This window comes from Streptomyces sp. NPDC058751 (assembly GCF_042746485.1).
Taxonomy (GTDB): domain Bacteria; phylum Actinomycetota; class Actinomycetes; order Streptomycetales; family Streptomycetaceae; genus Streptomyces.
Genome location: NZ_JBHYPZ010000013.1, coordinates 1 through 18,042, shown reverse-complemented (window position 1 = coordinate 18,042; position 18,042 = coordinate 1). Strand labels below are relative to the sequence as shown.

At 71.3% G+C, this 18,042-nt stretch carries 14 protein-coding genes and 1 pseudogene; 12 read left to right on the top strand and 3 right to left on the bottom strand.

The genetic code is table 11. From position 1 onward, the window contains the following. Positions 1-34: 34 nt before the first annotated feature. Positions 35-946, bottom strand: coding sequence for a carbohydrate kinase (locus ACFW6B_RS14580; protein WP_386595706.1), 912 nt, complete (start codon positions 944-946; stop codon positions 35-37). After that, the gene (locus ACFW6B_RS14575; protein ID WP_386595705.1) at positions 943-2,007 is read right to left on the bottom strand and encodes a LacI family DNA-binding transcriptional regulator; all 1,065 of its coding nucleotides are present in this window, start codon (positions 2,005-2,007) and stop codon (positions 943-945) included. Before ACFW6B_RS14575 ends, ACFW6B_RS14580 begins: the two co-directional genes overlap by 4 nt. Before the next feature lie 275 nt (positions 2,008-2,282). On the opposite strand from ACFW6B_RS14575, the gene ACFW6B_RS14570 reads away from it, so the two are divergent. Beyond that, entirely contained in the window at positions 2,283-2,708 is a 426-nt protein-coding gene (locus ACFW6B_RS14570; RefSeq protein ID WP_386595703.1) for a Rieske (2Fe-2S) protein, read from the top strand. Positions 2,709-2,754: 46 nt separating this feature from the next. Here ACFW6B_RS14570 and ACFW6B_RS14565 read toward each other — a convergent pair whose 3' ends face one another. Then, positions 2,755-3,702, bottom strand: coding sequence for a hypothetical protein (locus tag ACFW6B_RS14565; protein WP_386595702.1), 948 nt, complete (start codon positions 3,700-3,702; stop codon positions 2,755-2,757). A gap of 434 nt (positions 3,703-4,136) precedes the next feature. Here ACFW6B_RS14565 and uvrC point away from each other — a divergent pair, with 434 nt between their 5' ends. From uvrC to ACFW6B_RS14510, 11 genes and pseudogenes are all read left to right on the top strand, one after another. Then, on the top strand, positions 4,137-6,236 hold the full coding sequence (gene uvrC, locus ACFW6B_RS14560; RefSeq protein ID WP_386595700.1) for an excinuclease ABC subunit UvrC: 2,100 nt from the start codon (positions 4,137-4,139) through the stop codon (positions 6,234-6,236). Next, complete coding sequence (gene rapZ, locus ACFW6B_RS14555; RefSeq protein ID WP_386595698.1) at positions 6,233-7,252, top strand: RNase adapter RapZ; 1,020 nt, start codon at positions 6,233-6,235, stop codon at positions 7,250-7,252. Before uvrC ends, rapZ begins: the two co-directional genes overlap by 4 nt. Continuing rightward, complete coding sequence (gene yvcK / locus ACFW6B_RS14550; RefSeq protein WP_386595696.1) at positions 7,249-8,319, top strand: uridine diphosphate-N-acetylglucosamine-binding protein YvcK; 1,071 nt, start codon at positions 7,249-7,251, stop codon at positions 8,317-8,319. Before rapZ ends, yvcK begins: the two co-directional genes overlap by 4 nt. Continuing rightward, a complete protein-coding gene (gene whiA / locus ACFW6B_RS14545) occupies positions 8,310-9,299 on the top strand; it encodes a DNA-binding protein WhiA (protein WP_326788453.1) in 990 nt (329 codons plus the stop codon). The genes yvcK and whiA overlap by 10 nt, the downstream gene beginning before the upstream one ends. A gap of 189 nt (positions 9,300-9,488) precedes the next feature. Next, positions 9,489-12,446: a M14 family zinc carboxypeptidase gene (locus ACFW6B_RS14540; RefSeq protein WP_386595693.1), complete on the top strand. Its 2,958-nt coding sequence runs from the start codon at positions 9,489-9,491 to the stop codon at positions 12,444-12,446. Positions 12,447-12,637: 191 nt separating this feature from the next. Continuing rightward, positions 12,638-13,648: a type I glyceraldehyde-3-phosphate dehydrogenase gene (gap, locus tag ACFW6B_RS14535; protein ID WP_386595691.1), complete on the top strand. Its 1,011-nt coding sequence runs from the start codon at positions 12,638-12,640 to the stop codon at positions 13,646-13,648. A gap of 143 nt (positions 13,649-13,791) precedes the next feature. Next, positions 13,792-15,003, top strand: coding sequence for a phosphoglycerate kinase (locus tag ACFW6B_RS14530; RefSeq protein ID WP_386595688.1), 1,212 nt, complete (start codon positions 13,792-13,794; stop codon positions 15,001-15,003). Positions 15,004-15,008: 5 nt separating this feature from the next. Next, positions 15,009-15,785, top strand: a complete 777-nt coding sequence (gene tpiA / locus ACFW6B_RS14525) for a triose-phosphate isomerase (RefSeq protein WP_386595686.1) — start codon at positions 15,009-15,011, stop codon at positions 15,783-15,785. A 104-nt stretch (positions 15,786-15,889) separates the two neighbouring features. Next, complete coding sequence (gene secG / locus ACFW6B_RS14520; protein ID WP_386595958.1) at positions 15,890-16,120, top strand: preprotein translocase subunit SecG; 231 nt, start codon at positions 15,890-15,892, stop codon at positions 16,118-16,120. Positions 16,121-16,403: 283 nt separating this feature from the next. Beyond that, positions 16,404-16,691, top strand: coding sequence for an RNA polymerase-binding protein RbpA (locus tag ACFW6B_RS14515; RefSeq protein ID WP_004002138.1), 288 nt, complete (start codon positions 16,404-16,406; stop codon positions 16,689-16,691). Between the two features lie 556 nt (positions 16,692-17,247). Then, positions 17,248-18,042 (top strand): annotated as a pseudogene (locus ACFW6B_RS14510) (glucose-6-phosphate isomerase); the annotation flags it as partial.

Here is an 18,042-nt window from a genome sequence, read left to right as displayed (position 1 = left end):
CCCGACTGCCCGACTGCCCGACTGCCCTGCGTCGTTACAGGTCACCGAGTTCGCGGGCGTACGGCGGTTCCGCTCCGGCGCGGGAACAGGTGACGGCCGCCGCGCGGGCCGCGAACCGCAGGAGCCCGGTCCAGCCCCGGGGACCCAGTTCCGCCAGTGCGGCAGGAGACAGGGCGTCCCGGGCGGCCAGGCCGTGCAGCAGGGCCGCGTTGACGGTGTCGCCGGCACCGATGGTGTCCACCACGTCCACCTTCTCCCCCGGCACGGAGTGCACCGCGCCGTCCCGGGTGAACGCGGTGAGACCGTCGCCGCCCCGGGTGATCACCACCGCCGAGGGCCCGGCGGCCAGCCAGTCGCGCGGGGTTCCGCCGAGCCACCGGGCGTCCTCCTCGGACAGTTTGAGCAGGGACACCGACGGCAGCCAGCTCGTGAACCGGGCACGGTAGGCGTCCGGGTCGGGGATCAGACCGGCGCGGATGTTCGGGTCGAGCACCGTGAAGACGCCCTGCGCGGCTGCGGCCCGCAACAGCTCCTCGTACGCGCTCGCGCCCGGCTCCAGGACGAGCGAACAGGTCCCGAAGGACACCGCCCCCGTCCCGTGGGGGAGACGGTCCGGGGCGGCGAAGAGACGGTCCGCCGTGCCCTCGACGTAGAAGGAGTACGCGGCCGAGCCGTCCGTCCCGATCGTGGCGACGGCCAGCGTCGTCGGTTCACCGCCGCGCTGTACGGACGACACGTCGACGCCCGCGTCCACCAGCCCCTCCAGCAGGGCCTCGCCGAACGCGTCGCGGGAGACGCGGGAGCAGAAGGCCGTGGGAGAGCCGAGGCGGCCGAGCGCCACCGCCGTGTTGTAGGGGCCACCGCCCAGGCGGGGCAGGAGTCCCGCCAGCGCCCCGGCGCCCTGCGGCACCAGATCGATCAGGGCCTCACCGGCGACGACGATCACGACTGGGTCCTTTCCTCGGTATCCCGGTCCAGGGGGGCTTCGGCGCCCGCGGGGCAGCCGCACGAGGTGCGGTGGACGAAGGCGGAGGGAAGCCGGACGGTACGGCTCTCCAGTCGCGGGGACGCCAGCCGCTCCAGGAGCAGCCGGACGGCGGTGGCCCCGATCTCCTTGCCCGGCCGGGCGGCCACGGTGAGCCTCGGTGCGAACAGATCCGCCCAGGGGAAGTCGTCGAAGCAGCACAGCGCCAGGTCGCCGGGCACGGACAGACCCCGGTCGCCCAGGGCCCGCAGCGCGCCCACGGTCATGGCGCCGCCGGCGGTGACGAGCGCGCCCGGCGGCGCTCCGAGCGACAGCAGCCGGTGGGTGGCCTCCTCGGCCGCCTCCGCCCGGGAGTCGCCGTGCGCCACGAGCCGTTCGTCGTAGGGGAGTCCGGCCCGCGCCAGGCCGTGCCGGTAGCCGGTGATCCGCTCCGCCGTGGTGCTGGTTCCGGGCGGACCCGAGACCAGCCCGATACGCCGGTGGCCCAGCTCGGCGAGATGGGCCACCAGGCTCGCCGTGGGGGCGGTGTTCTCGACGCAGACCTGGTCGTGGCGGAAGCCGCTTCCGGCGGGAGCGTCCACGACCCGGTCCAGGAGGACGGTGGGTACGTCGTGCCGCCCGAGGTAGCCGAGGAGCGCGTCCGGAGCCGTCGACGGCGCGATGATCACTCCGTCCACCCGCCGCTCGTGCAGCAGCCGGACGGCTTTCCGCTCGTGCCCGGGGTCGTCGCGCGGGTCGGCGACCAGCAGGCCGTAGCCGTGCTCCAGGGCACGGGCCTCGACGCCCTGGAGGATCTCGGTGAAGCAGGGGTCGCCGCTCATGGGCACCGCGAGTCCGATGGACCGGGTACGGGAGGTGACGAGCGAACGGGCGAGGGCGTTGGGCGTGTATCCCAGCTCCTCGATCGCGTCGAGGACGGCCTGGCGGGTCCCGGGCAGCACCGGACGGGTGGCGTTGAGGACGTGCGAGACGGTCGCGACGGACACGCCCGCCCGCCGGGCCACGTCGGCCATCGTCGCCATGCCGCTCCCTTCCCGGGCCACCGGCACCCGCCGGTCCGTGAAGAACGCGCACGGGCGGTCCGGCCCGCGCCCGGGTGTCCGGTCGCGGGTGAGCGTATCCCGTCGGCGGTCGGCGTAAACGCTTGCGCAAGCGCTTACGCCCAGGGATGCACCGACCCGCCCCGCGACGGGCGGAACGATCGGCGCCGGTATCGTCGGTGTGCGGTGTCCTCGCCGCGTTCAGCCCCTCGCCGCCGGTGGAGTGTCCGGCGGCGCTCTCGACCAGTGGAGATGCCATGTCCGGCCGTCCGTCCGCGAGCCGTCGTACCGTCCTGCGAGGAGCGGCGCTCACCCCGGTCGCCGGGCTCGGTCTCGCCGCGTGCTCCGGCGGCAGCGGCGGCGGGACCCCCGCCACACCGACCGCTCCCGTCGTCCTCGGCGCGGGGAGCGAGGTGTCCAAGGGCGGTGCCGAGCTGTACCTGGAGCACAACGTCGTGGTCAGCCGCGCCGAGGACGGTTCGCTCAAGGCGTTCAGCTCGGTCTGCACCCACGCCGGATGCGCCATCAACGAGCTGCGGGGCACGACCCTCGTGTGCCCGTGCCACGGCAGCGAGTTCGACGCCGGGACCGGCAAGGTGCTGCGGGCGCCGGCCACCGTGCCGCTTCCGGAGCTGTCCGTCGAGGAGAAGAACGGCGACATCGTCGCGGGACCGGCCGCCTGAACCCCGGGTGCGGTCCCCGGCCGGGGACCGCACCCGGGGCGGGCGGTCACTCCCAGTCCCAGCCGATCCCGAGGATCCCCGACCGCACGCGCGGCTCGACCAGGTGCACCGAGCGGTGCCGACCGCTCAGCGGCAGTTCCTGGCGCCCGCTGCGGGGAGCGGCGGCCGAGTGCTGGGTGAAGCGGTGGCAGCGCACGGGCAGCGCGTTCTCGGCGAAGTGCACCTGGAGCGCGTACTGCCCGCCCGCGAAGCCGAACCCGCGGACGTACTCGCTGGACGCCCCGGCCGTGCCGTCCTCGAAGGCGTAGCGGAAGAGGAACGTGTCCCCCGCCCGCAGCCGGGTGTCGAAGAGCAGTTCGGCGACGAGCACGCCGGTGTCGCGGTGCCAGCGCACCCGTCCCGTCCGGCAGTTCTCCAGGGCCCGGACCGTCGTCCGGTCCGGTGCGCAGCCGGGGTCGCCGTGATGGATGGCCACATAGCGGTCCACGCCGTCCTTGTGTGCGCGCACTATGTGCTGGGACTCGCGGCTCAGCAGTTCGCGACGGGAGCCTATGCGCACCCGTTCGTGGTGGCCGAGAGTGTGCAGACCTCCGTCGAGCGGGGACTCCAGTTCGGCCAGCAGCCGTTCCAGGGCGCCCGAGGCCTCCACGAGGGAACGGTAGGAACGCCCCGCGGGACGCTCCGGATCCGAGCGCTCCTCGGCCTCGGCCAGCAGCCTGATCAGGGACTCGTCGGGCAGGTGGAGTATCTCCTCCAGGGCGCGGACCGCCCGCAGGGACTCGGGGCGCTGGGGCCGCCGGGCGCCCTGCTGCCAGTAACTCAGGCTCGTCACGCCGACTCTCACGCCGTACCGCGAGAGATGGTGCTGTACGCGCTGCAGCGGCAGCCCGCGGGCGGTGATCGCTGCGCGCAGTGCGACATGGAAGGGGCCGCCCCGCAGGGCCGTTTCCAGTTCTGCCGTTGCGACGTCCGCGTGCTGTGTGCCGGTCCGCATGCAGGGGCCTTTCTGTGGATGTTCAGCACGGCTGGTCAGGCCGTGAGAGCGGTTCATCGGCGCCGCCCGGTGGGCGCGCGGGGGCTGTACACGCGCGGGTTTCGCCGTTCACGCCCCGAGTTCCCCCGCATTGAAGCGTGTTGACCAGGTCCCGACAACACCTGATGCCCAACATGGCTCACCGCAGCCCCCCGGACGCGCTGCGTCCCTATCCGGCCCTCACCCGGGAGCCGCGCACGGCCTGACGAGGGTGGCCGGAAACGGCACGTCCCGTGCGGGCCCGGCGTCCTGCGCGGGCTCCGCGTCCCGTGCGGGCCCCGCGTCCCGCCGCATGATCCGGACGACAGCCCCGGCCCGCGACCGGCTCCGCGAGGTTTCCACAGGCATGCCGGGAGCCGGCCGCGCTGTCGGCCCGCGCCAGTAGGGTGTGTGACATGGCCGACCCCTCCAGCTACCGCCCCAAGCCGGGACAGATCCCGGACTCCCCAGGGGTGTACAAATTCCGCGACGAGCACCGCCGGGTGATCTACGTCGGAAAGGCGAAGAGCCTGCGTCAGCGCCTGGCGAGCTACTTCCAGGACCTGGCGAACCTGCACCCGCGCACCCGCACGATGGTCACCACGGCCGCGTCGGTGGAGTGGACGGTCGTGTCCACGGAGGTCGAGGCCCTCCAGCTGGAGTACTCCTGGATCAAGGAGTACGACCCCCGGTTCAACGTCAAGTACCGCGACGACAAGAGCTACCCCCACCTCGCCGTGACGATGAACGAGGAGTTCCCGCGCGTCCAGGTGATGCGCGGCGCCAAGAAGAAGGGCGTGCGCTACTTCGGCCCCTACGGGCACGCGTGGGCCATCCGCGACACCGTCGACCTGCTGCTGCGCGTGTTCCCGGTCCGCACCTGCTCCGCCGGCGTCTTCAAGAACGCCTCCCGCACCGGCCGGCCCTGCCTCCTCGGCTACATCGGCAAGTGCTCCGCCCCCTGTGTCGGCCGGATCACTCCCGAGGAGCACCGCGGGCTGGCCGAGGAGTTCTGCGACTTCATGGCGGGCCGTACGGGGACGTACATCCGCCGGCAGGAACAGCAGATGGCGGAAGCCGCCGAGGAGATGGAGTACGAGCGGGCGGCCCGGCTGCGCGACGACATCGAGGCGTTGAAGAAGGCCATGGAGAAGAGCGCGGTCGTCCTCGCGGACGCGACCGACGCCGACCTCATGGCCGTCGCCGAGGACGAGCTGGAAGCCGCGGTACAGATCTTCCACGTGCGCGGCGGACGCGTGCGCGGCCAGCGCGGCTGGGTCACGGACAAGGTGGAGGCGGTCACCACCGGTGACCTCGTCGAACACGCGCTCCAGCAGCTCTACGGCGAGGAGACGGGCGACTCCGTCCCCAAGGAGGTGCTCGTCCCGGCGCTGCCCGAGCCGGTGGAACCCGTCCAGGAGTGGCTCGCCGCCCGCCGCGGGTCGAACGTGTCGCTGCGCATACCGCAGCGCGGCGACAAGAAGGCGCTCATGGAGACCGTGCAGCGCAACGCCCTCCAGGCGCTCGCCCTGCACAAGACCAGGCGTGCCTCCGACCTGACCACGCGCTCGCGCGCGCTGGAGGAGATCGCCGAGGCGCTCGGCCTGGACAGCGCGCCGCTGCGGATCGAGTGCTACGACATCTCGCACCTCCAGGGCGACGACGTGGTGGCCTCGATGGTCGTCTTCGAGGACGGGCTCCAGCGCAAGGGCGAGTACCGGCGCTTCCAGATCAAGGGCTTCGCCGGCCAGGACGACGTCCGCTCCATGCACGAGGTGATCACCCGCCGCTTCCGGCGCCACCTCGCCGAGAAGGAGAGGACGGGGGAGTGGACGGACGGCGGGGACGCCGCGCCGGAAGCCGCGGAGACTCCGGCCGACGAGGCCCCCCTCGCGGGGAACACCCCCCAGGGGGACGACGGCCGGCCCAAGCGCTTCGCCTACCCCCCGCAGCTCGTCGTCGTCGACGGCGGCCGGCCCCAGGTGGCCGCCGCCCGGCGGGCCCTCGACGAGCTCGGCATCGACGACATCGCCGTCTGCGGGCTCGCCAAGCGCCTGGAGGAGGTGTGGCTGCCCGACGAGGACGACCCCGTGGTCCTGCCGCGCAGCAGCGAGGGTCTGTACCTGCTCCAGCGGGTCCGGGACGAGGCCCACCGCTTCGCGATCACCTACCAGCGCGTCAAGCGGGCCAAACGCTTCAGGTCGGGCCCGCTGGACGACGTGCCGGGCCTGGGCGAGTCCCGCAGGCAGGCACTGATCAAGCACTTCGGCTCCGTGAAGAGGCTCCGGTCCGCGACGATCGACCAGATCTGCGAGGTCCCCGGCGTGGGGCGCAAGACGGCGGAGACCATCGCCGCGGCCCTCGCCCAGGCGGCTCCCGCGGCACCCGCCGTGAACACGGCCACCGGAGAGATCATGGAAGACGACGAAGACGCGGCGCCCGGGACGACGGCGGGCCCCGCGGAGGAGCCCGTGACCGCGGGCGCCTCGGACGAGCGACGGGGGCAGGAGACATGACCGAGAACGACGCGCGCGAAGAGGAACGTCCGGCACAGGGCCGGGAAGCACACAGCGAAGTGAGCGATGATCACGCGAAGCGTGAGGCACCACGGGAAGACGGAGCACAGGTGGGTACGGGCATCGAGACGGCAGGGGCGGGCAATCCGGACGCCGTCATCCCAGAGCTGGTGATCATCTCCGGCATGTCCGGAGCCGGCCGGTCCACGGCCGCCAAGTGTCTGGAGGACCTCGGCTGGTTCGTCGTCGACAACCTGCCGCCCGCCCTGATCCCCACCATGGTGGAGCTCGGCGCCCGCTCCCAGGGCAACGTGGCACGCATCGCCGTCGTCGTCGACGTGCGCGGCCGGCGCTTCTTCGACAACCTCCGCGAGTCCCTCGCCGACCTGGAGTCCCGCAACGTCACCCGGCGGATCGTCTTCCTGGAGTCCTCCGACGAGGCCCTGGTGCGCCGCTTCGAGTCGGTGCGCCGGCCGCACCCCCTCCAGGGCGACGGCCGCATCGTGGACGGCATCGGCGCCGAGCGCGAACTGCTGCGCGAGCTGCGCGGTGACGCCGACCTGGTCATCGACACCTCCAGCCTGAACGTGCACGAGCTGCGCGCCAAGATGGACGCCCAGTTCGCGGGCGAGGAGGAGCCCGAGCTGCGGGCCACCGTCATGTCCTTCGGCTTCAAGTACGGCCTCCCGGTCGACGCCGACCTGGTCGTGGACATGCGCTTCCTGCCCAACCCGCACTGGGTCCCCGAGCTGCGCCCCTTCACCGGTCTGAACGAAGAGGTCTCCGCCTACGTCTTCAACCAGCCCGGCGCCAAGGAGTTCCTCGACCGCTACGCCGAGCTGCTCCAGCTCATCGCCGCCGGATACCGGCGCGAGGGCAAGCGCTACGTGACCATCGCGGTCGGCTGCACCGGCGGCAAGCACCGCTCGGTGGCGACCGCCGAGAAGCTCGCCGCCCGCCTCGCCTCCCAGGGCGTGGAGACCGTGCTCGTCCACCGTGACATGGGGCGAGAGTGACCGGACGCACCACCCTGCGGCTGAGCCGGCTGCGCCGGGAGACCCCCGGGGACCGGGCCGACCGGCCGGCCGCGGCGCGCGGCGCCAAGCCGCGCCGCCGCGGCGCACAGCCCAAGGTCGTCGCCCTCGGCGGCGGCATGGGGCTGTCAGCCTCGCTCGCCGCGCTGCGCCGGATCACCGGCGACCTCACCGCCGTCGTCACCGTGGCCGACGACGGCGGCTCCAGCGGCCGGCTGCGCGACGAGCTGGGCGTCCTGCCGCCCGGTGACCTGCGCAAGGCGCTGGCGGCGCTGTGCGGCGACGACGACTGGGGCCAGACCTGGGCCCGCGTCATCCAGCACCGCTTCCAGTCCAAGGGCGACCTGCACGAACACGCGGTCGGCAATCTGCTGATCGTCGCCCTGTGGGAGCAGCTCGGCGACCACGTCCAGGCGCTCGACCTGGTCGGCAAGCTGCTCGGCGCGCACGGCCGGGTGCTGCCCATGTCCGCCGTGCCCCTGGAGCTCCAAGCCCTGGTCAAGGGACACGACGTGGACCGGCCCGACGAGGTCGGCACCGTCCGGGGCCAGGCGAACGTGGCGCTCACCCCCGGTGAGGTCCAGTCCGTGCACGTCGTACCGCACGATCCGCCCGCCGTGCCCGAGGCCGTGGCCGCGGTCCTCGACGCGGACTGGGTGGTCCTCGGCCCCGGCTCCTGGTTCTCGTCGGTCATTCCGCACCTTCTGGTGCCCGAACTCCTGGACGCCTTGAGCCGGACCAGGGCGCGCCGGGTACTCTCCCTGAACCTCGCACCGCAGCCCGGAGAAACCGAAGGCTTCTCCCCGCAGCGTCATTTGGAGGTTTTGGGACGACACGCCCCTAAACTCGCCCTGGACGTGGTGCTGGCCGACGAGGCTGCCGTGCCCGACCGCGAATCTCTCGCCGACGCCGCCAAGCGCTTCGGTGCCGCGGTCGAGCTGGCGCCGGTGGCCAGGACCGACGGATCTCCGCGGCACGATCCGGAGCTGTTGGCCGCCGCGTACGACCGTATTTTTCGGATGCATGGAAGGATCGGCCCATGGCGATGACGGCAGCGGTGAAGGACGAGATCTCCCGGCTCCCCGTCACCCGGACCTGCTGCAGGAAGGCGGAGGTCTCCGCCGTGCTGCGGTTCGCGGGCGGCCTTCACCTGGTGAGCGGCCGGATCGTGATCGAGGCGGAGCTGGACACCGCGATGGCGGCGCGCCGCCTCAAGCGGGACATTCTGGAGATCTTCGGCCACAGTTCCGAACTGATCGTGATGGCGCCCGGCGGGCTGCGCCGCGGTTCGCGCTATGTGGTGCGCGTCGTTGCGGGCGGGGACCAGCTCGCCCGGCAGACCGGACTCGTGGACGGGCGGGGACGCCCGATCCGCGGACTGCCGCCGCAGGTGGTCTCGGGGGCCACCTGTGACGCCGAGGCGGCCTGGCGCGGGGCCTTCCTGGCCCACGGCTCGCTCACCGAGCCCGGCCGTTCCTCGTCCCTCGAAGTGACCTGCCCGGGGCCGGAGGCCGCGCTCGCTCTGGTCGGCGCCGCCCGCCGGCTCTCGATCGCGGCGAAGGCCCGCGAGGTGCGCGGTGTGGACCGGGTGGTCGTCCGTGACGGCGACGCGATCGGCGCGCTGCTGACCCGCCTCGGCGCGCACGAGTCGGTGCTGGCCTGGGAGGAGCGGCGGATGCGCCGCGAGGTCCGCGCCACGGCGAACCGGCTCGCCAACTTCGACGACGCCAACCTGCGCCGTTCCGCGCGCGCCGCCGTCGCCGCCGGGGCCCGCGTCCAGCGCGCCCTGGAGATTCTCGCGGACGACGTGCCGGAGCACCTGGCCGCCGCCGGGCGGCTGCGCATGGAGCACAAGCAGGCGTCCCTGGAGGAGCTGGGAGCGCTCGCCGACCCGCCGCTGACCAAGGACGCCGTCGCGGGCCGTATCCGCCGGCTGCTGGCGATGGCCGACAAGCGGGCGCAGGACCTCGGCATCCCGGGGACGGAGTCGAGTCTGTCCGAGGAGATGGCGGACAACCTCGCGGGCTGACCCGGACCCGCGGGGCGCGTGGAAGACGTGCGGGGACATCTGACGGAGGCTCACCGTGCCGGTGCCGTAACCCGCTTGGGAGATCGGCACCGGCTTCCGCCGGACCGCGAGGCGCCCTTGACTTGACCTTGAAGTGTCATGAGCCTGGCATCCGTTCGCTGCTGTGGCGGACCAGTGCAAGGGGGACTCATGAGACGAAGAGCGAGTGCGATCCTCGCTACCGGCGCGCTCCTGCTGGGCGGTGCGGCCGTGGCACCGGTCGCCCGGGCGCAGGAGGGCGGTTCACCCGAGCCCGACGCGAACGCCGTGAAGGTGTTCCGCGCGGAGGTCACGAAGCAGCAGGTACCCCTGCTGCTCGCGGCCGGCCAGGACAGTCACGAGCTGGGCGACGCGACCTGGAAGAACGGCAGGAGCACGGTCGAGGTCTACGTCACCGACCGGCAGGCCGAGAAGCTCGAGAAGCAGGGTGTCGACCTCACCGAGCACACGCTCTCCGCCAGGGCGGAGGACCGGGTGGCGGACGCCGCCCAGGGGGTGTTCCGCCCGTACAGCGGGAAGGGCAACCTCCAGGAGGAGATCGTCGGGACGGGGCGGCAGAACCCCGGCCTGACCAAGGTCGTCTCCATCGGCAAGACCGTGAACGGCCAGGACATCCTCGCGCTGAAACTGACCAAGGGCGCGAAGAAGACCAAGGACGGCTCCAAGCCGGCGGTGCTGTACATGTCCAACCAGCACGCGCGCGAGTGGATCACGCCCGAGATGACGCGGCGGCTGATGCACTACTACCTGGACAACTACTCCACGGACCGGCGCGTCAGGAAGATCGTCGACTCCACCGAGCTGTGGTTCGTCCTGTCGGCCAACCCCGACGGCTACGACTACACCTTCAAGGGCGCCGACACCCGCCAGTGGCGCAAGAACCTGCGGGACGTGAACGGTGACGGCGCCGTCTCCACCGGCGACGGCGTCGACCTCAACCGCAACTTCGCGTACAAGTGGGGCTACGACGACGAGGGATCGTCGCCCAACCCCACCAGTGAGACCTACCGCGGCGCGAGTCCCGGGTCCGAGCCCGAGACCAGGGCGATCGACGCCTTCGAGAAGCGCGTCGGCTTCACGTACGGGATCAACTACCACTCCGCCGCCGAACTGCTGCTCTACGGGGTGGGCTGGCAGGTGGCGACGCCGACGCCGGACGACGTGCTCTACGAGGCGCTCGCCGGAACCCCGGAGAACTCCGCGATCCCGGGCTACCACCCGCAGGTCTCCTCGGAGCTCTACACCACCAACGGCGAGGCGGACGGCCACGCGGGCAACGTCAACGGCACGGCGATGTTCACCCCCGAGATGTCGACCTGCCAGACCGTGTCGGACCTCTACCCGGACGACGCCTGGAAGGCGGCGGACTGCGCCTCGGTCTTCACCTTCCCGGACGACGAGAAGCTGATCGAGCAGGAATTCGAGAAGAACGTCCCGTTCGCGCTCTCCGTCGCCGAGTCCGCGGCGCACCCGGACCGTCCCTCCTCCTCGGTGGGCCTCGAAGCGGCCGACTTCACCCCGGCCGCCTTCACGACGTCGTACTCCCGCGGTGCCGACCAGGAGGTCTCCGTCGTCGTCCGCAAGTCCGTACGTGACAAGGAGCTCAAGTACCGCGTCAACGGCGGCCGTACGCACGACGCGAGGCTCAGGCCCTGGCGGGGCGGCGAGACCTACGGCGGCACGGACAACCTCTACTTCGACGAGTACCGCGCCAAGGTCGGGGACGGCGACCCGGGCGACAAGGTCGAGGTCTGGTTCACCGGCGAGACCAGGAGCGGAAAGCCCACCTCCAGCACTCGCTTCACGTACACCGTGGCCGAGCGGCCGCGGGCCGACGTGCTCGTGGTCGCCGAGGAGGGCGCGGCCGCCACGCAGGCGGGGACCTACACCGACGCGCTGAAGGCCGCCGGAGAGAAGGCCCTGGTCTGGGACGTCGCCACCCAGGGCGCGCCCGACGCGCTCGGTGTGCTCGGCCACTTCGGCACGGTCGTCCACTACACCGGCGCCCCGCGGCCCGGCAACGCCACCCAGCTCCAGCTGCGGGCCTACCTCAACGAGGGCGGCAAGCTGGTCGAGGCCGGCGAACTCGCCGGCGGCAGCGTCGACCTCGGAGGCGGCGCCCTCTCGAACGACTTCAGCCAGTACTACCTGGGCGCCTACTCCCGTACGTCCACGACCGGCGCCAAGGGCTTCACCGGCTCCGGCGAGCTCGACGGCGCCACCGGAGCGCTCGGCGACGCGCCCGGCAACCCGCTGAACGCGGCCGGCACCTACGGCGTCACCTCGGACTCGCTCTCCGCGGCGCAGTACCCGCAGTTCGCCTCCAGCGCGGGAGCGGGAGGGTTCAGCGGGACCGTCAACCCGTACGGGCCGTACGAGGGCTCGTACATGGCCGCCGCGGTGCACACCGACGACGCCTACAAGCGGCTGACCCGCACCGTCGACCTCACCGCGGTCACCGCCGCGGACAAGCCGACGCTGCGCTCCCAGATGCTGTGGGACACCGAGCCCGGCTACGACCACGCCGTCGTCGAGGTCCACACGACCGGGGCCGACGACTGGACCACGCTCCCCGAGGCCGGCGGCGCCAGCTCGACCGCCGTCCCGGCCGAGTGCGAGGCCGGCTTCTACGCCAGGGAACACCCCTGGATCAGGCACTACCTGACCGTGAGCGCGGACGGCTGCACCGCCACGGGCTCCAGCGGCCGGTGGAACAGCCTGACCGGCGCCTCCAGCGGCTGGCAGCCGGTCGCCTTCGACCTGAGCGCGTACGCGGGCAAGTCGATCGAGGTCTCGTTCAGCTACATCAGCGACCCGGGCTCGGGAGGCCACGGCCTCCTCGTCGACAACGCCTCCCTCGTGGTCGGCGGCACCGACACCGGGACGGAGGGCTTCGAGACCTCCTTCGGCCCCTGGAGCGTCACCGTTCCGCCCGCCGGCAGCCCGGCCGTCCTGAAGAACTGGGCGCGCACCGGGGAACTCTTCAGGACGTACGGGGCGGTCACCACGGACGACACCGTGCTGCTGGGCTTCGGCCTGGAGCACGTGGGCGCGGCGGCCGACCGCGCCGCCCTCATCGGGAAGGCGCTCTCGGCACTGGACGACTGACCCTCCGTGACGACAGCACGACCTGCACGGGCGATCCGTACCCCTACTGGCGGGTACGGATCGTCCTGCCGTGTATGGCCGTGCTCGATGTCACTCCGGGGCCTTGGGAGAGGTAGGGTCGGAGGCGGTCGGGGACATCCCATACAACTCGCCGACACTTGAGTCGGCGTACCTAACGAGGAGATCGGTTCGTGACGATCCGCGTAGGCATCAACGGCTTTGGCCGCATCGGTCGTAACTACTTCCGCGCGCTGCTGGAGCAGGGTGCAGACATCGAGATCGTGGCTGTCAACGACCTGGGTGACACCGCGACCACCGCCCACCTGCTCAAGTACGACACCATCCTCGGCCGCCTCAAGGCCGAGGTGTCGCACACCGCCGACACGATCACCGTCGACGGACACACGATCAAGGTCCTGTCCGAGCGCAACCCCGCCGACATCCCGTGGGGCGAGCTGGGCGTCGACATCGTCATCGAGTCGACCGGCATCTTCACGGGGAAGGCCGACGCCGAGAAGCACCTCGCCGGCGGCGCCAAGAAGGTCCTCATCTCGGCTCCGGCCAAGGACGAGGACATCACCATCGTGATGGGTGTCAACCAGGACAAGTACGACCCGGCGAACCACAACATCATCTCCAACGCCTCCTGCACCACCAACTGTGTGGCGCCGCTGGCCAAGGTCCTCGACGAGAACTTCGGCATCGTCAAGGGCCTGATGACGACGGTCCACGCGTACACGAACGACCAGCGCATCCTGGACTTCCCGCACAAGGACCTGCGCCGCGCCCGTGCCGCCGCCGAGAACATCATCCCGACCACGACGGGTGCCGCGAAGGCCACCGCCCTGGTCCTCCCGCAGCTCAAGGGCAAGCTGGACGGCATCGCCATGCGCGTCCCGGTCCCGACCGGCTCGGCCACCGACCTGGTCGTCACCCTCCAGCGCGAGGTCACCAAGGACGAGGTCAACGCCGCGTTCAAGAAGGCCTCCGAGGACGGCCCGCTCAAGGGCTTCCTGTCGTACACCGAGGACCCGATCGTCTCCTCGGACATCGTCAGCGACCCGTCCTCCTGCGTCTTCGACTCTTCCCTGACCATGGTCCAGGAAGGCAGCACGGTGAAGATCCTCGGCTGGTACGACAACGAGTGGGGCTACTCCAACCGCCTCGTCGACCTCACGGTCTTCGTCGGCGACCAGCTCTGATCCCCAGAGCGGGCACCTCGATGTGAGCCAGGGCTCGGGCAGCGCGACGCCGCGCTGCCCGGGCCCTGCGCCACGTAGGGACCGATCAGCCCTGATCGGCCATCCCTCGCGGATCTGAAGAGCCTTCCCCCAGGAGTACCTCAATGAAGACGATCGACGAGCTTCTCGCCGAAGGCGTGACCGGCAAGCGGGTTTTCGTCCGCGCCGACCTCAACGTGCCGCTCGCGGGCGGCCTCATCACCGACGACGGCCGCATCCGCGCCGTCCTGCCCACCGTCAGGGCGCTGGCCGCGGCGGGCGCCAAGGTCATCGTCGCCTCGCACCTGGGCCGCCCCAAGGGCGCCCCGGACCCGGCGTTCTCGCTGCTGCCCGCCGCCGAGCGGCTCGGTGAACTGCTCGGCGCGCCGGTCGCGTTCGCGCAGGACACCGTCGGCCCCGCCGCCCACGAAGCGGTGGACGGCCTGGAGCCCGGCCAGGTGGCGGTCGTCGAGAACCTGCGCTTCAACGCGGGCGAGACGTCCAAGGACGACACCGAGCGCGGCGAGTTCGCCGACCGGCTCGCCGCCCTGGCGGACGTCTACGTGGGTGACGGCTTCGGTGCCGTGCACCGCAAGCACGCCTCCGTGTACGACCTCCCGGCCCGGCTGCCGCACTACGCCGGCTACCTCATCGCCACCGAGGTCGGCGTCCTGAAGAAGCTCACCGAGGACGTCAAGCGGCCCTACGTCGTCGCGCTCGGCGGCTCCAAGGTCTCCGACAAGCTCGCCGTCATCGACCAGCTGCTCGGCAAGGCCGACCGCATCCTGATCGGCGGCGGCATGGCCTTCACCTTCCTCAAGGCCAAGGGCTACGAGGTCGGCAGCTCCCTCCTCCAGGAGGACCAGATCCCGGCCGTCACCGAGTACATGGAGCGCGCCGAGAAGCAGGGCGTCGAGCTGCTCCTCCCGGTCGACGTCGTGGTCGCCCCCGCCTTCCCGGACCTGAAGACCAAGGCGTCCACCGAGCACACCGCCGTCGAGGCGCACGCGATGCCCGAGGGGCAGATGGGCCTGGACGTCGGCCCGAAGACCGGTGCCCTGTACGCAGCCAAGCTCGCCGACGCCGAGACCGTGTTCTGGAACGGTCCCATGGGCGTCTTCGAGCACCCCGACTACGCCGAGGGCACCAAGGCGGTCGCCCAGGCCCTGGTCGACTCCAAGGGCTTCAGCGTCGTCGGCGGCGGGGACTCCGCCGCCGCGGTGCGCACCCTCGGCTTCGACGAGAACGCATTCGGCCACATCTCGACCGGTGGCGGCGCCTCCCTCGAATACCTCGAGGGCAAGACGCTCCCCGGCCTCGCCGCACTGGAGGACTGACCTAGATGAGCACGCGCACGCCGCTGATGGCGGGCAACTGGAAGATGAACCTCAACCACCTCGAGGCCATCGCGCACGTCCAGAAGCTCGCCTTCGCCCTGGCCGACAAGGACTACGACGCCTGCGAGGTCGCCGTCCTGCCGCCCTTCACCGACCTGCGCTCCGTACAGACCCTGGTCGACGGCGACAAGCTCAAGATCAAGTACGGGGCCCAGGACCTCTCCGCGCAGGACTCCGGAGCCTACACCGGCGAGATCTCCGGCCTGATGCTGGCGAAGCTGAAGTGCACGTACGTGGCCGTCGGCCACTCCGAGCGCCGCCAGTACCACAACGAGACCGACGACGTCGTGAACGCCAAGGTCAAGGCCGCCTACAAGCACGGCCTGACCCCGATCCTGTGCGTGGGCGAGGAGCTGGACGTCCGCGAGGCGGGCAACCACGTCTCCCACACCCTCGCCCAGGTCGAGGGCGGTCTGAAGGACCTCCCCGCCGAGCAGGCCGAGTCCGTCGTGATCGCCTACGAGCCCGTGTGGGCCATCGGCACCGGCAAGGTCTGCGGCGCCGACGACGCCCAGGAGGTCTGCGCCGCGATCCGCGCCAAGCTGGCCGAGCTGTACTCCCAGGAGCTGGCCGACAAGGTCCGCATCCAGTACGGCGGCTCGGTGAAGTCCGGGAACGTCGCCGAGATCATGGCGAAGCCGGACATCGACGGCGCTCTGGTCGGCGGCGCTTCTCTCGACGCCGACGAGTTCGTCAAGATCGTCCGGTTCCGCGACCAGTAAGTATGCGGTAGCGGCGATTCGTCGTACCCTTGCGGGGGTCTGGTGCGCTCGCACCGGACCCCCGTCGTCCATCCAGTTCCGAGGAAGTTGGTCCAGCCGTGGTTTTGGGGTTCTCGATCGCCCTGATCGTCTTCAGCCTGCTGCTGATGCTGCTGGTGCTGATGCACAAGGGGAAGGGCGGCGGCCTCTCCGACATGTTCGGTGGCGGCATGCAGTCGTCCGTCGGCGGCTCCTCGGTCGCCGAGCGCAACCTCGACCGCATCACCCTGATGGTCGGTCTGCTCTGGTTCGCGTGCATCGTCGTGCTCGGTGTCCTGATGAAGATCGACAACTGATCGCCGATCGACATCGGTACGACGGTACAACTGCACATCGCGCAAGCACATTCCGCACGTAAGGCCCCATGTCCGGTACGCGCCTCCAGGCGCCGCCTATCATGGGGCTTGCGTCTAGGGGTGGGGATGTAACTCCAATCACTGGACGCGCGTTGGGCCTTACGTAGACTGAGGCGCCCGCAACGAAGCGACACGCCGACTCGCTTCGCGGCACCATCACGCAGGGAGTTACACCGTGGCAAGTGGCAACGCGATCCGAGGAAGCCGGGTCGGGGCGGGGCCGATGGGCGAGGCCGAGCGCGGCGAGTCCGCGCCGCGGCTGCGCATCTCCTTCTGGTGCTCCAACGGGCACGAGACGCAGCCCAGCTTCGCCAGCGACGCGCAGGTTCCCGACACATGGGACTGTCCGCGCTGCGGATTCCCCGCCGGACAGGACCGGGACAACCCGCCGGACCCGCCGCGCACCGAGCCCTACAAGACGCACCTCGCGTACGTGCGGGAGCGGCGCAGCGACGCGGACGGCGAGGCGATCCTCGCCGAGGCGCTCGCCAAACTGCGGGGCGAGATCTAGGAGTTGAGAGCCGGCCGGGCACCCACGGGTGTCTGGCCGGAACCGTTTCACGGCGATGCGGCGGCAGTGTCCCGCCCGGTGCCGGTCCGTCGCGTGCTTCGCTGTGCCCGGATGCCCGGATGCCCGGATGCCCGGATGCCCGGATGCCCGGATGCCCGGATGCCCGGATGCCCGGATGCCCGGATGCCCGGATGCCCGTGCGGCGGGGGCCGTTCCGTCGGCTCCTCCGCCGCGCCGCGGGGCGGGCGGAGCGGTGGCCGGGTCACGCCGATGCAGTAGCGCGGGCCGGATTCGTACGGGGGCGTCCGCGCCGGCGCTCGTACCGGCGCCCGGCCCGGTGTTGCGAGGGGTCCCGGCCCCGCCCGGCGAGGCGTTCCCCGTTCCCGCCCCCTTTCGCCGTCATCCCGCTGACACCTGCGGGTCGGCCGGACGTATCTGTTGTCGAGCCGGTGGACGCGCTACGACAGCTCGTGTCCAGCCCTGATCAATTAGGTTGGGACCGGCAGTGGGGCAAGGTACGCAAGCGCACAGGCAGGAAAGAAGGCGGAAGTCCGAGATGAACGCAGAAGGCCGTACCAGGCTCAACCAGACACCCGAGTGGACCGCCCTGGCCAAGCACCGCGAGGAGCTCGTCGGCGCCCATCTGCGCGACCTGTTCGCGGCCGACCCCGGACGCGGCTCCGGCTACTCGCTCCAGGTCGGCGATCTGCACATCGACTACTCCAAGCACCTGATCACCGACGAGACGCTCCGGCTGCTGCGCGAGCTGGCCGTCGCCACGGACGTGTTCGGGCTGCGGGACGCGATGTTCCGGGGCGAGAAGATCAACACGACCGAGGACCGGGCGGTGCTGCACACCGCGTTGCGGGCGCCGCGGGAGGCGGTCGTCGAGGTCGACGGGCAGAACGTGGTGCCGGGTGTGCACGCGGTCCTGGACAGGATGGCGGACTTCGCCGGGCGGGTGCGTTCGGGTGAGTGGACCGGACACACCGGCAGGCGCATCAGGAACGTCGTCAACGTCGGTATCGGCGGCTCGGACCTGGGTCCGGCGATGGCCTATGAGGTGCTGCGGCCGTTCACCGACCGTTCGCTGACGGTGCGGTTCGTCTCGAACGTGGACGGCGCGGACCTGCACGAGGCGGTGCGTGACCTGGACCCGGCGGAGACGCTGTTCGTGATCGCCTCCAAGACGTTCACCACGATCGAGACGATCACCAACGCGACCTCCGCGCGCGAGTGGCTGCTGTCGGGTCTGAAGGCCGGCCAGGAAGCGGTCGCGAAGCATTTCGTGGCGCTGTCGACGAACGCGCAGAAGGTGTCGGACTTCGGTATCGACACGGCGAACATGTTC